Genomic DNA, 14433 nt, shown 5'->3' on the forward strand with positions numbered 1-14433 from the left:
GGGCCCATCACAAGCACATGAAGAGCACCAACATGCTCGAGCGGCTGAACGAGGAGATCCGCCGCCGGACCCGGGTGGTCCGGATCTTCCCCAACACCCACAGCTGTCTACGCCTGGTACGGGCCCTGGCCGTCGAAATCCACGAAGGCTGGCTGGAGGACAACCGCTACCTGAACATGGATCTGCTCAAAGAGCACAAGAAAATCCTGCTGAGGCAGGCCGAGGCCGCCTGAGCCATACCGACCAACCGAACATGGCTGACTCACTTCTGCACAACTTGACGCACACAACCCGCTGTGGTTGGGATGACCGGGGGGGAACCTTGGGGGTAGGGCATCCAGGGTGTTGGTCTGGCGTATGGCCGGAGGGCGGGCAGAAAAAAGGGCTCCGCGGAGGGAGCCCTTAACTCGGTGACCCCACAGGGGGGGGTGGCCACCAAGGCTGTTGGTGGTGCGTGTTATGCGGCCTGGCGGTGGGTGCTGTTGGAGCGGCGGCGCATGCCACCGACGCCGATGAAGCCCGCCAGGATCAGGAGGGACAGGCCCATCAGCGCCAGGGTACCCGGCTCCGGCACCGCGAAGCGCAGGCTGCCGTCATGGGTGGACTGGGTTTCGCTGAAGAGGCTTTGCCCTTCGCGCTCGTCGCCGTAGACGTTGTTGGCGTCATCGCCGAAGAAGGTCACGGGACCCGGTTCCTGGATGGTGCCGGCGCTGGCGAAGGCCGAGACGATGAACGTCGGGGCGCCTTCCTCGTCCTCCAGCAGATCGGCGAAGTCGATGCCGTCGGCGGTGAACCAGAAGCCCGGCAGTACGTTCACGACCTGGAATTCGAAGGTGAAGGTCCCTTCGATGAAAGCGCCGCCCGCGCTGTCGAACTCCAGGATGCTGTTGCCGGACACCAGTGCCAGCTCCATCACCTGTTCGCCAGCGCTGAAGTGGGCCGCCGCGGCTTCATAGTCCTGACCGAATCCGGGGTTCAGGTCGGAGACGAAGAGCTGGAAGTTGTCGGTGCCTACCGAGGTGTAGTTGGCGTTGACCACGTAGTTGCCGCCGACGGTATCGGTCCCGGTGACCACCCCGCGCAGTTCATCCCAGAGGAGCCCCATGGAATATGTGGCGCCAATGAAGTCGGGCCCGGACTGGGGTGCTGACCCACCACCCGAGGTGCGGTAGGACGAGGCATCGCCGTAGCCACGGTCATAGAAGACATCGCCGACCTGAACCGGGTTGCCGGGGTCCTGAACGTACTGGAAGGTCTGGGTGTTCAGGTCGAACTGGATGCGGCGGACGTTTTCGACCGAACCGCTGTAGTCCGCGGTGGCGTCGAGGTTGATGTCGAAGTCGATGATCTCTGCCGCTGTCGCCGTGCTCGCGCCGGCGGCGAACATGCCGACAAAGAGCGAAGCGAGAAGTACTTTTTTCGCGTTCATGGGGCTCTCCTGATGCTCAATTTACAGCGATTCAACCATCGCCGGGGTCTGGCCTGGTGGCCGTGTCTGTTGCTTTCGGTTGAATACAAAGCAGGCTCCGTGCCAATTTCCAGGCTCAGGGCGGATGGGTCGCAAGGCATTGAAAAGAACGGAGAAAATTGGGGGTCAGCTGCTGGGCCATGGACCGCGTGATCGCAGGAGGGTCTTCTGGCCGGGGAACTGTAAAGGGTGTCGACGAGCGGGCCGGCTGGATGAGGCCGTCAGGACGCCCGAAACCGGAGAAACCGGTAAAGAATGTGCAAAAACAGAGGGTTGTTCGGATTACTTGGCTTGTAAAGCATCTCGACAGGCCGGCCGCCAGAGGCGCGACCGGGGGCTCGGTCAGGCCGCGCGGGCCCGCGCGAGCCGGTGCCCGACGACCAGCAGGGCCGGGAGGACCAGCAGGTCGAACAGCAGCGCCGCGATCAGCCCGAAGGCGGTCAACCAGCCAAAGGCGGCCGTGGGCTGGAAGTCGGACAGGGCCAGCAGCAGGAACTGGCCCACCAGCACGATGGTGGTGGCGGTGATCGCGCGCCCGCTGCGGCGGAAGCTGCGGGCGAGCGCCCAGGCAACCGGGCTGCCCCGCCCGCGGCGCTGGCGATAGTTGTGCAGGAGGTGGATGGTGTCGTCCACGGCGATGCCGATGGCGACGCTGGCAATCATGGCCGTGGCCATGTCCAGCCAGATGCCGAGCAGGCCCATCAGGGCGAAGATCATCGCCACCGGTGCCAGGTTGGGGATCATGCTGAGCAGCGTCAGCGGGATCGAGCGCCACATCAGCAGCATCAGCAGCGTGATCATCGCGGCTACGGCATACAGGCTGTGCAGCTGCCCCTCGATCAGTAACCGCTCCTGGTCCGCGAACAGTCGGGCCATCCCGGCCATGTCCCATTCCAGGTCGGCCGGAGGGTTAGCCTCCAGATGGTCGCGCAGGTCGTCCATCAGTGCGTTGATGGCCCGCGCCCCGTGGGCGTTCAGGTTGAGCAGGATGCGGCTGCGTTCGAAGTCGCGGTCCACCGCATCGAACAGGTCGCGGCCGTCGTAGATGAACAGGTACTGGGCGACCAGGTTGGGGTCGTCCGGGATGCGCCGGAAGGCCGGGTCTTCCTCGTTGAAGGCCCAGTGCATCTCGGCGACGAGATCCGGCAGGGACAGGCTGTAGTCCACCTCGGGGCGCTGGTCCAGCCAGTCCTGCACGCGCTGGATGGCCAGCATCCGTTCCGGATCCTGCAGGCTGTCCCAGTCCGGCCCGTCGAACACCACCTCCAGCGCCATCACTCCGGAGAGTTCGCGCTCCACCGCACGGGTCGCCTGGGTGATCGAGTGGTCGTCGTCGAAGAAGGCGTAGAGATCGGTCTCGACCTCGACCTGCCGGATCTGCGGGATCGCCAGGGCCACCAGGATGGCGGTGGCCAGCAGGACCCAGCCGGCCCGACGGATCGCCAGGTGTGCCGCCAGCGCGGTGAAGCGGTCGAGCAGGCGCAGGCCGCGCTGCGGGGCGAGCCAGTCGCCGCGATCCCAGCGCACCATGATCGCCGGCAGGAGCAGCAGTACGACCGCCGCGGCGAGGAGCACGCCGAAGGCCCCGATCAGACCGAAGGTCTCGATCGGCCGGATGCTGCTGACCTGCAGCGACGCCAGCCCCGCCGCGGTGGTCAGCGCCATGAACGCGGTGGGACGGGCCACGGCGGCCAGCGCCGCCTCCACGCGCGCGCGCCCCCGGTGGCCGCGCTGCGCGGCATGCAGCAGGGCGTTGAAGAAGTGCATCAGCATCGCCACCGTCAATGCGGTCAGCAGGGGCGGCAGGATGGCGGAGATCAGTGTGAACGGCCGGTCGAGCAGGATCAGCAGGGCGATCGCGGGCCCGGTGACCGCGCTGATCGTGGCAGCGGACAGCACGACCACCAGCGGGCGCCGGAACAGCCACCACAGCAGCAGGAGGCTGATGGTCATGGTGCCCGGAACCAGGAAGGCGAGGTCCTTGACCATCGCCCGGAGCTGCGCGACATCCAGGGCGATATGGCCGGCGATGGCGGTCAGATCGCCTTCCAGGTCGTGCTCGGCGATCCGGTCGCGGAGCAGGCGTTCCAGCTGCAGGCGCTGCAGGCTGTTTTCCAGCGCGTGCGGGCGCACAACCACCGCCAGCGCCTCGCCGCCGGGGCCGGCCACCAGGCCGGGGGCGAAGCGGTCACGCAAGACCCGCTCGCGCCATTCATCGGCCGTGCGCTCGTCCAGCGCGCGGCCGTCCACCAGGCGGTCCACGGTGAAGCCGTCGGTCGTGGCCCGGATGTGGTCCAGGGTGGTGACCGACAGGACCCGTTCGACGCTTGGGTCGGCCTCCATGTCGCGCACCAGGGCGTCGATGCGTTGCAGGAAATCGGCCTCGAACAGCTCGCTGCCGGTAAACAGGCCGACCAGTACCTGATCCTGAGGGAAGCGTTCGCGCAGTTCGCGATCGAAGGTGACGGCCGCGGCGTCCTCGGGGAAATAGGACTCGGGGGCGTTATCCAGGTTGACCTGCAGGAGAACGGGGCCGGGCAGGAAGAGCAGCAGGGCCAGGATGCCCAGTGCCAGTCGCGGGCGCCCCAGCAACCAGCGCATCAGAACTGCCCCCGCCAGCCGGTGATGAGCATGCGGTTATCGCGGTAGAAGCCCCCGGCCGTGCCCTCGGCCCCGTCCAGCCAGTGCAGGCCGATATAGAATTCCATGGGTTCGCGGGCGATCCATGCCAGTTCCGGGTTCAGGTAGACGTCGCGGCGGTTGAGCCCGATCGAATAGCGCAGGCGCGCCCGCCAGTTGTAGTCGGCAAACGGGCTCTCCAGTTCTCCGGTCAGGAAGTAGCTTTCGCGCGCATCCAGCATGTCGCCGGCGTTCAGCAGGTGCTGGCCGGCCAGCTGGGTGGTCATGCGGAAGTCCCCGTCTCCGGGGAAGCCCTCGGCGCCGACCACCCAGTCGACCCCCTCCACCGTGGTCTGGCGCAGGTCATCCGCGCGGGTCACCGGCACGTCGCTCAGCCAGGCGGCCTCGGCGCGCCAGGTCCAGGCGCCGGTGGCAAAGGCGGTGTCGCCGCCCACCACCCAGGTGCGCGGGTGGACGGCCTCCAGCGTCGGGTCCCCGGGTGGCTGGCCGGCCAGGATGGCCTGGCGGGTGTCGGTATCGAAGCGGTAGTAGGGCTGCGAATGCCGGGCCCGCTGGACGGTGACGGCGAAATCGGCGCCGCGGCCGGAGCGCCCCAGGCGCACGCCGGCGCCGCCGTTGCCGGAGACATCGTCGTCCAGCGCGGCCTGCTGGATCACCGGCGCCAGCGCCGGGTCCTGTGGCAGCCCCAGCAGGCGTCCCCGGTTGCGGTCCACCGGGTGCCAGAGGCTGTCACGGTCGGGCAGCTCCGCCGGACGGAACAGGGGCAGGAAGACCAGGTCGGCATGCCACGGCCCCTGGAAGAATTCCGCGCGGATCGCCGGGTTCGCGCGGCGGCGTTCGCCGTACGGGTCCAGGCCGAAGCGGGTCAGGTCCTTGGTGCTGAGCCGGTCGGTGGGCGGGATCTCGTCCACCCGTCCCCACAGGATGCGCTGGGTGCCCACGGTGACGCGCGTACGATCGCCTCGGTAGCGCAGGAAATTTTCGTCGTAGTCGGCGCGTGCGCGGGTGGTGCTCGGGTAGTTGCCGCCCTGCTGGGCCTGGATGTCCGCGCGCGCGCCCAGGCGCAGCTCCCAGGCCTCGTTCAGGTCGCGGCGGGCACTGACCACGCCGCGGCCGTGCTGCACATGGTCCACGGGACGCCCGGATGTGCCCAGCACGCCCAGTTCGATGCGGGCGTCCTCTACCCGCAGGTCCCAGGCTGCGGCGCCGGTCTGGGTGTCCGCGTCCGCATCCTCGGCCGACTCCTCGCCGAATACGAACGCGCGCTGTGCTTCGTCTTCGGCATCACCGTTTGTGCTGTCGCGCGACGGTGCCGGAGTGTCAGGCGCGGCGTCGCCCGCGGGAGCGGAGGATGCGTCGGCGACGGTTACGGGCTCAGCGGCGGACCCAGCCGTGGGCATGTCCGGGACCTGCAGCACCGCGCCGGCGCGCAGGGTATGCACGTCGCCGTCGAAGGCGTGCGGATTGTGTTCAAACAGGCGCTGGACCATCTCCCGAGTGGGGATGCGCGGGTCCGGGCGCAGGCGCTCGGCCACGCTCCACAGGGTGTCGCTGGCGCGCACGGTGTAGCGGGTTCCGGCGCCCGGGGTGGGCTCGGATTCGGTGCGCGCAAGCTCGTCCGGCGCGGGCGGCTGGAGCGTCGCCCCGGCCTTCAGGCCCTCGGGCCCGCCGTCAAAGGCATCCGGGTTGCGGGCATACAGCGCCTGCGCCATGGCCTGGATGCGGACGGACGGATCGGGGCGCAGATCGCGGGCGATGCTCCAGAGGGTGTCGCCCGGCTGCACGGTATAGGGGGCCGGCGCCGCGGCGGCCAGCGGCATTGGCCCCAGCACCAGCAGCCCGGCGAGCACCGTGGCGCGCCATCCCCTGGGCCGGGGCGTGGGCGCTTCATGGGCGATAGGGGCGCGCAAGGCTCGGGTCCGACAGGCCGCGGAGGGTGAACAGTTCGTCCGGGAGACCGCTATTGTAGGTCACGTCCTCGACCTCGAGGATGGTGGTGCGGCCGCTGGCAAGATCGGTCATGGAGCTGCGGGTTACCGTCCAGTAGCCCTGGATCTCCTCGATCCGCTGTACCTCCAGGCGCTTCGCGGGCTCGTCGCCCCCTTCGTAGAGGTCGATACGCAGCGGCAGGAGGGTCTCCTCGTGGATCCAGCTGACCCGCTTGCTGTAGACGGAGTTGCCGCTGTCCACGGGCACGCTCTCGAGCACGGTGACCGGGGTGCCCTCGTAGGTGTCCTCGCCCAGGATGCGATGGTGGTCCTTGTGCGGTTCGCGGTCTTCCAGGTCCTCGAAGTAGAGCTCGGACTGCACGAAGCTGCCGCCCCGGTTCTCGCTGCTGATGCGGCGCTCGCGCTGGATCGCGGGCAGGTAGAGCCACTGGTCGACATCGCCGCCCGGGTGGTTGTGGACCAGTATGGCCGTGTCGGCAATGTTGCGCGGCGAAGTAAAGCGAATGAGGTTGCGGCTGGCACCGGGCTCCTCGCCATCCAGCCGATATTCGTAGCTTTCGCGCACACGCTCGCGGCGGCCGCCCCCGGTGAGTGTCATGATCCCCCGGGTGACGGCATCGTCCCCGTCCGGGCGCTCGTGGACGGCGCGTGCCAGCTCGCGCGCCGCGGATTCCTCCGCCAGCGCCGCGGCGGGCAGGGTGGCGACCGCGAGCAGGAGGCCCGCGCCGAGGAACATGGCGGTGCGGTTCATCATGGCGTCATTGTACCTCCGGGTTCGCGGCCCGCTGGTGCGCGCGCTGAGCGCGCAGTCGCCGGCGGGCGATCCGGATCAGCAGGCGGTGGAGCGGGTTGCGATTGCCCCCGGGGCGCCAGGTGCGGGCGAGGCGCTGGCGGTAGGCGTCGAAGTGCACGCCCCGCGGGGCCCAGGTCAGCGTACCGCGCCCCAGCAGCAGTTTGAGCACCTCGGTGCCCATGACCCCGGCGCACAGGTCGCAGGCCATCGGGGTGGAGGGGCCGCGGCGCGCCGCCAGGTCGACGGCTGTCGGGTCGGCCAGGTAGCCCATCTGCAGCATCGCGGGCGCCAGGCCGATCATGAATCGCAGGGCCAGTTCCTCGTCGTCCAGGTCGTCGTGCAGGTCGAAGTAGGCGTCGAAGCTCATCCCGTCGGGGCGGAAGTTCAGCAGGGCGGCCCCCATGCCGAGCGGGGCCACCGTGACGGCGGGAATGCCGCGTTCGGCGCAGGCCCGGAAGACCTGGCGCCGGATGTCGAAGGCGAAGAAGTCGAGGCCGTCCACGTAGACATCCACGCCGTCGAGGAAGGCCGCCAGGTTGTCCGCGTGGACGCCCTGCGCAAAGGCGTCGATCTCGAGTTCCGGGTTGATGTCCCGGGCCATCTCCTCCAGCACCTCGACCTTGGGGCGGTCCAGCCGCGACAGGGCCGCGCCGACCTGGCGGTTCATGTTGTGCAGCTCGAAGATGTCGGGGTCGGCGATGCGGAAATGGCCGATCCCGAGGCGCACCAGGGTCAGCAGGTGGGCGCCGCCGACCCCGCCAAGACCGGCGATCGCGATGCGGGCGCCGCGCAGCCGTTGCAGTTCGGCCGGCGTCACCCAGCCAACCGTTCGGGCGAAGGCCGTCTGGTAGTCGAACCCGGAACTCAATGCGCCAACCCGTTGAGTCCCGGTTGCGAGCGTGCCGGTAGCGGCAGGCGTGTCCGGCCGCTCGGGTGGACGACAGGGCGCCCGGGCGCGCCCGGGAAGCGGAGCATCTTCGCGGATGTCACCGCCGGGGAAACACGCGGGGCGCGCAGCAAGGTCGACTCCACGTGCCGGCACAGCTCGCTCAGGGCGCTCGATCGCTGGATGCTTTCGTGTGCCTCGCCGGAGTCGATGTAGAACGCCGCGCGTTTGCCATGATAGTGCACGACCTCGCCGATCTGGGTGAACTCCAGCCCGGTATGCCGCAGGATGCGGGCGAGGGCCGGCTCCATCATCGCGAAGGCATGCTGCTTGCGGTAGTGCACGCAGAGCAGGGTTGCGGCCACGAACAGGCTGACCGCGAGGATCGGGAACACGCGGATCTGGTCGGGCGAGAGTTTCAGGGCCTCGATGTCCCCGATGGGGGTGGCGGCCTCGCCGTTGCGGCGGCGGAACATGCTGTGCACGGCGAGCCGGGACACCTCGCAGACGTTGTCGCGCTCCAGCCGGTCCGGGCGCCAGGGGGTGTCGAAAAAGCTGTCGTGGCAATGGCGCTCCATGGGCAGCTGTCCGATCGGGTCCCGGGTGTCGACATGCACTACGCGCACACAGCCGGCGGCCATCCCGCTGGGCTTGTGCTCCAGCAGGCAGTGCCAGGCCTGGGCGTCGTACGCGTCGACCTCCTTGTGGCCCGGGCAATCCTCCTCCCGCTCGAAGCCGAACTCCTTGCAGTACACCTGGTAGCGAAGATGCTGGATATCCTCCAGGTGTTCCCCGCTGCGCTGGGAGAGATCGAAGTACCGCTTGAAACCGCTGACGATCGAGTCGCTTTCCACGACTAGTTTCCTCCTGCTGCAAGCCCCGCCACGTCCGGTGGCGGCCCCCACGCGGCGGGCACCTCCGTCGGATGCGGCGCCCCGCCCGTGGCGGGCTCTTCCCACGCAGTGTAGTGGGGAATCTCCGCCGCTGCCGGGAGTTGCAGGCGCTCTCGCCAGGCGCGCAGGGCCGTGCCCGCGGCCTCGGTGTGCGCGAGGCACGGGATGCGGGTGCCACGATGACGGTGGGGGGCGCCGCACACCTCGATGGGCAGGCCGTGGCGTCGCAGCAGTCGCACGAGGGCCGGGCGCACCAGGAAGAACATCCGGCGGTAGCCGTGGCGCCGCGCGTACTCCTGCGAGGCCTGGCACAGGTGATAGAGCACCTCGGGCGAAGCCCCGCGCACGATCAGGCGCGACACCTCCAGTGCGGGTTCCCGGGACTGGGCTGCCACCTCGGGAAACAGCCGGCAGTTCGCCGTGGTCGGCAGGGGTTGGTTCCCCGGCAGGATCAGGCGCATGGCGCCCACCCAGCGAGCGTCCGGCGGGCGGCCTTCGTGGCTGATCAGGAAATGCTCGGCATGCTCGTCGTAGGCATCGCGCTCGATGCCTTCCGGGTGTTGTTCGGCGGGTTCGAAACCGGTTTCGCGGCAGTACACCTCGTAGCGCAGGCGGAAATGGATCCGTCGGGCGGCCTCCGAGCGTGCGAGATAGGCGCGGAACCGTCCGGCCCTATTCACGCGCAGAGCCGCATCCGGAACCGGATGCGGCGGGCGGTCGAGGGGGTGTATCCGTACTTCGGTTGGGTGTCGAGTCCGTATTCGGATAATGCATGTTTCTGCTCCCATGGTCCGAGATTGAATGCCGCACCGTTCAGTGCGCGGCATTCGCGAACTGCAGACCGACCCCGCGCGGACTGGAAAACACCACCACGCCGTCGCGCACGCTGCCCTCCGCCACCATGACCCGGATGGGCGTTCCCGGGGGCAGTCGCGGCTGGTAGCGCAGCGGCATGACGCGTGCGCCGTAGCGCGAGATGTCCACCAGCCGGCAGCGCGCCGGTCGTCCCTGCACCCACATCTCGGTGAGTCGGTTGACGATCTCGCGCGGCCAGCGCCGCCGTTCCTCAGGCATCGGGGTGGTTGCCCCGTCGTCCTGTCCCTCGCCGAACTGCCATGCCATGGCCGCGCCCCAGTGCCGTTCCTCCGACGAGCTGGCGTAGATCTGTGCCTGCGCCGGATGCGTGATCGGGGGTGACCCCAGTCGGTCGATCAAGGCCGCCACGAAGCTGGCGGAGACCTGTTCATACTCGCCGACGGTCTCCAGATCCTGGTACAGCTGGCCGTGGACCTCGTCCAGGATGCGCAGGCGTTCCTCCCAGGGTTGATCCGCGATCGCCGGGAACCAGAAGTCCGCGAGCTCCAGTGCCAACTTTTCGTGACTCATCAGCGATCCTTGAGGGTCGGTGCAGGGGCCGCTGCAGGCTTACGACTCTACCCAGTGACCCGGTAGCAAACCCTGTACCAGTTCACAGAACCGCCCGGGATTCATTCGCCTCCGTGCGATCGCCCGCGCCGTGATCTGCGCGTCAGTTCGCCGTATGTAAACAATCCCGACATCTGTGGACAGGTGTGCGCAAACCCACTTGAATGAACCTGGGATTTCCCCAAACCCGGCGGGACCGGCACGACGGTGCCAGAGCCGGGTGGTCCCGGCGCAACGCAGGCGCGTCCGGGGGACAGGTATTCGCTGCAGATCGGCCCGCGGGCGCTCCCATGCGCCAGTGCGGTCGGCGGGAAGCTGGGCCGTATGGAAAAGATCGTTCAAGAGCTCTGGCAGCATGTGCGGGGCACCTGGCGCAAGCGCTGGTGGATCCTGCCGATTGCCTGGCTGGTCTGTATCGGTGGCTGGGCCTACGCCCACAACCTGCCGGATACCTACCAGGCGGATGCCCGGATCTACGTGAACACCCAGTCGGTGCTGGACCCGCTGCTGCGCGGGATGACGGTACGCCCGAACACCGAGCAGCGCCTGCGCATGATCACGCGCACCCTGCTCAGCCGCGACAACCTCGAGGAGATCGCCCGCGAGAGCGATCTCGATGTGCTGACCGGAAACGCCAGCCTGGATGCCCAGGTGGCATTGCTGCGTTCGCGGCTGACGCTGGAGGGGGGCGAGCGCGACAACATCTACAGCGTCCGCTTCCGCCACAGCAACCCCGAGGTCGCCTACCGTGTGGTCCGGGAGACGGTTGACCTGTTCATGGCCCGCGGCATGGGCGACTCACGCCTCGACCTCACCACTTCGCAGCAGTTCATCGAGCGTCAGTTGGAGAACTACGAACAGCAGCTGCAGGAGAAGGAGGCCGAGATCGAGCAGTTCAAGCGCGACAACGCGCGCTTCCTCAGTGGCGATGGCAACTTCTACTCGCGGCTCGAGCGCACCCGTGACCAGCTGCAGCAGGCCCGGCTGCAGCGCCGCGAGGCCGAGAGCCGGTTGCAGACACTGGAGCGGCGGGCCCGTGAAGGCCGGGCCAGTGGCCTGGGGGGCTACGAGAACTCGGAACTGGACCGGCGCATCAGCGAATTGCAGGAGAACATCGACGCGATGCGGCTGCGCTACACCGATGAACACCCGGACGTGGTGTCGTCGCGCCGCATCCTCGTCGAGCTGGAGGAGCGCCGGGAACGGGAGGCGCAGGAGTTCGCGCGCAACCCGCAGGCCATCCAGCGCCCGGGCAGCAGCAACGAGGCGCTGCAGAACGCGATCTCCGAAACCGAAAGCGAGATCGCCTCGCTGACCACCCGCATCGCCGAGTTCGAGGAGCGGGTGGCGCGGCTGGAGGGCGATGTGGACCGCGCGCCGGCGGTGGAATCCGAGCTGACTTCCCTGACCCGCAACTACGACGTGCTGCGCAATTCCTACCGCCAGCTGCAGGACCGTCGCGAGCAGGCGGTGATGTCCGAGGCCGTGGAGAGCCAGACCGACGCGGTCGATTTCCGGGTGCTGGAGCCGCCGCGCCAGCCCACCGCGCCGGCCTCGCCGGATCGGCCCATGCTGGCCACCGCCGTCCTGCTGGTCGGCCTGGGAGCGGGCACCGGATTTGCCTTCCTGCTGTCGCAGCTGCGGCGAACCATCAGCAGCAGCCAGCAGCTGGCGGCGGTGACCGGCCGCCCGGTCCTCGGCAGTGTCTCGCGCGTGCGCACCCCGATGACCCGGCACCGGCGGCTGTCCGAGCTGGCCGTGTTTGCGGCGGCACTGGGGACCCTGGTGCTGGTCTACGCCGTGGTCATGGGGCTCTATGCGACCGGGTCCGAGTTCCTTCTGGACGAGCTCATGGGATGGCTGCGATGAGGGTGCCGGGCGGGTTCGCCGGGCACGTTTCCGGTCATCGCCGGGCGCACCGACTATCTTTCAGGGAACGGGCCGATTCGACGCAATCGGTTGCCGGCAGGGGGCAGACAGCGCGATGAGCATTATCGAGAAGGCACTGGACAAGAACCGGGCGCGACAGCCGGTCCCCGAAGCCAGGGCGGAACAGGCGCCGGCCCCCGAAACCGCGACACCCGAGCCCGAACTTCAACGGGCGCCGGTATCACAGGAAGTCAGCATCGATTTTGCCTGGCTTCGCAAGCAGGGGCTCATCGTGCCCGGGGATCAACGCTCCAGCGTGGCGGAAGAGTTCCGCATGATGAAGCGCCCGCTGCTGAACAACGCCTTCGGGCGCCACGCGGCAATGCGCGTGCCCCGCGGTCGGCTGATCATGATCACCAGCGCCCTGCCTGGGGAAGGCAAGACCTTCACCAGTGTGAACCTGGCCCTGAGCATGGCGATGGAGCTGGAGCGCACGGTGCTGCTGGTGGATGCCGATGTCGCGCGCCCGGCCGTTCCCCGCACGCTAGGTTTCAAGGCCGACCTCGGGCTGATGGATGTGCTCAGCGAGCCGGATATCCAGATCCCCGATGTCCTGCTGCGCACCAACGTGGAGAACCTGACCGTTCTGCCCGCGGGCCGTCCGCACGGGCGTTCGACCGAGATCCTGGCGAGCGACGTGATGCGGGATCTGGTCGACGACCTGCACGATCGCTACGAGGACCGGATCATCCTGTTCGACTCCCCGCCCCTGCTGGCGACCAGCGAGCCGGGTGTGCTCGCGACCCACATGGGACAGGTGGTGATGGTGGTCGAGGCCGATCGCACGCCGGCCAGCACGGTGGAGCGGGCCATGCATCAACTGGATTCCTGCGGGGTCGTGCTCACCTCCCTCAACCGTGCGACGCCCGGTATCGGCATGGGGGGGCAGTACTACGGGGGCAGCTACTATGGCAGCGAGCGTGATCATGTCGCCGGCGCCCCGTCCCGATAGCCCCCGGGGCCCGGCGATGGCCCGTCGGTGGTGGCTCGGCGCGGCCGTGGTCGTGCTGGCGGTGCCCGGCAGTGCGCAGGCCGTCGACTGGACGTTCACTCCGCGGGTCACGGTATCCGCGGAGGTGACCGACAACGCCCGCCTGGCCCCGCGGGGGCAGGAGGAGGCCGACCTGATCGGCACGGTCGCGCCCGGGTTCACGCTGCGCGGCGAAGGCGCGCGCAGCGACACCCGCATCGACTACCGCATGAACTCGCGTTTCTATGCCGACGATACACGCCAGGACCGCACGACCCATTCCCTGCGCGGCCGCACGAACTGGGAGCTGGTGGACGACACCTTTTTCGTCGATGCCGGGGCCTCGCGTACCGAGCAGGCGGCCTCGATCCTCGGGCCGGTCGGGATCGGGGGCAGCACCCCGCGCGAGAACCTGCAGGAGACCACCACCTACAGCGTCTCGCCGATGCTGCGCACCCGCTACGGCAGTTTCGCCACTCAGGAGATCCGCTACACCTACGGCGAGAACCTCTACCACCGCAGCAACCGCCAGGACAGTGACTTCCACCGGGGTGAATACGTCCTCGACAGCGGGGCCGCCTTCAACCGCCCCTTCTGGCAGGTCGCCGGGTTCTACGAGAAGGAGCGCTTCGAGGATGGCCTGGAGGGCGAGTTCGGGGAGGTCAGTGGGACCCTGGGCTACCGGTTCGGGCGGTCCCTGCGCCTGTTCGGCGTGGTCGGCGAAGAGTTCAACGACTATGCCACCACCCGCGAGGACGATGATGGAAGTTTCTGGCAGGTAGGGGCGGGTTGGGCCCCAACCCGGGTCACCAACATCGAGGCCCGCTACGGCGAGCGCTATTTCGGCAAGAACCGGTCGCTTTCGGTGGACCACCGCAGCCGCCGCGCCACCTATCGCCTCAGCTATAACGAGGGCATCAACTCGACCCGCCAACGGGGCGGCCGGCAGTGGGATGCCCTGGCCGATGAACTGGGTGTGTCCGTTGACGAGCTGTTCTTTCTGGCAGGGGTCTTCGGTCCGGACTTCATCGATCTGCTCCTGGCAGACTTCGGCCTGACCGATGAGGCGTTCGTGGAAGGCTTCTACCTGACCCGAACCTGGCGCGCCGGCTGGAGCTACGACACCGGTCGTAGCGTGTTCGGCGTCAACCTGATCCAGACCGAGCGCGAATCCGAGACTCAGACCAACGTCGGCCTGTTCGAGGACAACCGCACCCAGCGCGGGGCCAGCGCGTTCTGGCAATGGCGCTACGGTCCGCGCACGACGACCCTGCTGACCACCGGCATCAGCCGGACCGACTTCACCGACAGCGATCGCGAGGATGACCTCTGGTTCCTGCGTGCCAGTGTCAGCCGGCAGTTGACGCCGGATACCAGCGCCAGTCTGGCCTACCGGCACCAGCGCCGGGATTCGAACGCCGCGGCCAACGAGTACCGCGAGAACGCGATCATCGGCACGCTGACCCGGGAGTTCTGAGGC

At 68.3% G+C, this 14433-nt stretch carries 12 protein-coding genes; 4 read left to right on the plus strand and 8 right to left on the minus strand.

Annotated features, from left to right (window positions below; all coding sequences use genetic code 11):
* Positions 1-233, plus strand: a 233-nt coding sequence (locus tag F614_RS13995; protein WP_038037341.1) for a transposase, incomplete at its 5' end; no start/stop codon positions are given.
* Between the two features lie 224 nt (positions 234-457).
* Here F614_RS13995 and F614_RS0109830 read toward each other — a convergent pair.
* From F614_RS0109830 to F614_RS0109865, 8 genes are all read right to left on the minus strand, one after another.
* Positions 458-1429, minus strand: coding sequence for a PEP-CTERM sorting domain-containing protein (locus tag F614_RS0109830; RefSeq protein WP_019558791.1), 972 nt, complete (start codon positions 1427-1429; stop codon positions 458-460).
* Between the two features lie 381 nt (positions 1430-1810).
* On the minus strand, positions 1811-4069 hold the full coding sequence (locus F614_RS0109835) for an RND family transporter (protein ID WP_019558792.1): 2259 nt from the start codon (positions 4067-4069) through the stop codon (positions 1811-1813).
* Positions 4069-5958: a LysM peptidoglycan-binding domain-containing protein gene (locus F614_RS0109840; RefSeq protein WP_019558793.1), complete on the minus strand. Its 1890-nt coding sequence runs from the start codon at positions 5956-5958 to the stop codon at positions 4069-4071. The genes F614_RS0109835 and F614_RS0109840 overlap by 1 nt, the downstream gene beginning before the upstream one ends.
* Positions 5959-5995: 37 nt before the next feature.
* A complete protein-coding gene (locus F614_RS0109845) occupies positions 5996-6811 on the minus strand; it encodes an outer membrane lipoprotein-sorting protein (protein WP_018880997.1) in 816 nt (271 codons plus the stop codon).
* 4 nt (positions 6812-6815) lie between these two features.
* Positions 6816-7718 (minus strand): ThiF family adenylyltransferase, encoded by a 903-nt coding sequence (locus F614_RS0109850; RefSeq protein ID WP_018880998.1) that lies wholly within the window; start codon positions 7716-7718, stop codon positions 6816-6818.
* Positions 7715-8590, minus strand: a complete 876-nt coding sequence (locus F614_RS0109855) for a PEP-CTERM/exosortase system-associated acyltransferase (protein ID WP_018880999.1) — start codon at positions 8588-8590, stop codon at positions 7715-7717. The genes F614_RS0109850 and F614_RS0109855 overlap by 4 nt, the downstream gene beginning before the upstream one ends.
* Positions 8591-8592: 2 nt before the next feature.
* A complete protein-coding gene (locus F614_RS0109860) occupies positions 8593-9309 on the minus strand; it encodes an acyl-homoserine-lactone synthase (RefSeq protein WP_018880168.1) in 717 nt (238 codons plus the stop codon).
* 133 nt (positions 9310-9442) lie between these two features.
* Positions 9443-10015, minus strand: coding sequence for a PilZ domain-containing protein (locus F614_RS0109865; protein WP_018881921.1), 573 nt, complete (start codon positions 10013-10015; stop codon positions 9443-9445).
* 363 nt (positions 10016-10378) lie between these two features.
* Between F614_RS0109865 and F614_RS0109870 the strand changes: the two genes are divergently transcribed.
* The 3 genes from F614_RS0109870 (at position 10379) to F614_RS0109880 (ending at position 14430) form a co-directional block, all read left to right on the plus strand.
* Complete coding sequence (locus F614_RS0109870) at positions 10379-11923, plus strand: XrtA system polysaccharide chain length determinant (RefSeq protein WP_018866603.1); 1545 nt, start codon at positions 10379-10381, stop codon at positions 11921-11923.
* Between the two features lie 115 nt (positions 11924-12038).
* Positions 12039-12935: an XrtA-associated tyrosine autokinase gene (locus F614_RS0109875; protein WP_019558794.1), complete on the plus strand. Its 897-nt coding sequence runs from the start codon at positions 12039-12041 to the stop codon at positions 12933-12935.
* A 16-nt stretch (positions 12936-12951) separates the two neighbouring features.
* Positions 12952-14430, plus strand: a complete 1479-nt coding sequence (locus F614_RS0109880) for a TIGR03016 family PEP-CTERM system-associated outer membrane protein (RefSeq protein ID WP_018881003.1) — start codon at positions 12952-12954, stop codon at positions 14428-14430.
* The last annotated feature ends 3 nt before the right edge of the window (positions 14431-14433 follow it).

Origin of the sequence: Thioalkalivibrio sp. ALE12 (assembly GCF_000381105.1) — a bacterium.
Taxonomy (GTDB): Bacteria; Pseudomonadota; Gammaproteobacteria; order Ectothiorhodospirales; family Ectothiorhodospiraceae; genus Thioalkalivibrio.

What these genes read in the sequence shown, in the direction of transcription:
- F614_RS0109830 (WP_019558791.1), bottom strand. Translation starts at nt 1,429, where the DNA reads ATGAACGCGAAAAAAGTACTTCTCGCTTCGCTCTTTGTCGGCATGTTC.
- F614_RS0109835 (WP_019558792.1), bottom strand. Translation starts at nt 4,069, where the DNA reads ATGCGCTGGTTGCTGGGGCGCCCGCGACTGGCACTGGGCATCCTGGCC.
- F614_RS0109845 (WP_018880997.1), bottom strand. Translation starts at nt 6,811, where the DNA reads ATGATGAACCGCACCGCCATGTTCCTCGGCGCGGGCCTCCTGCTCGCG.
- F614_RS0109865 (WP_018881921.1), bottom strand. Translation starts at nt 10,015, where the DNA reads ATGAGTCACGAAAAGTTGGCACTGGAGCTCGCGGACTTCTGGTTCCCG.
- F614_RS0109870 (WP_018866603.1), top strand. Translation starts at nt 10,379, where the DNA reads ATGGAAAAGATCGTTCAAGAGCTCTGGCAGCATGTGCGGGGCACCTGG.
- F614_RS0109875 (WP_019558794.1), top strand. Translation starts at nt 12,039, where the DNA reads ATGAGCATTATCGAGAAGGCACTGGACAAGAACCGGGCGCGACAGCCG.
- F614_RS0109880 (WP_018881003.1), top strand. Translation starts at nt 12,952, where the DNA reads ATGGCCCGTCGGTGGTGGCTCGGCGCGGCCGTGGTCGTGCTGGCGGTG.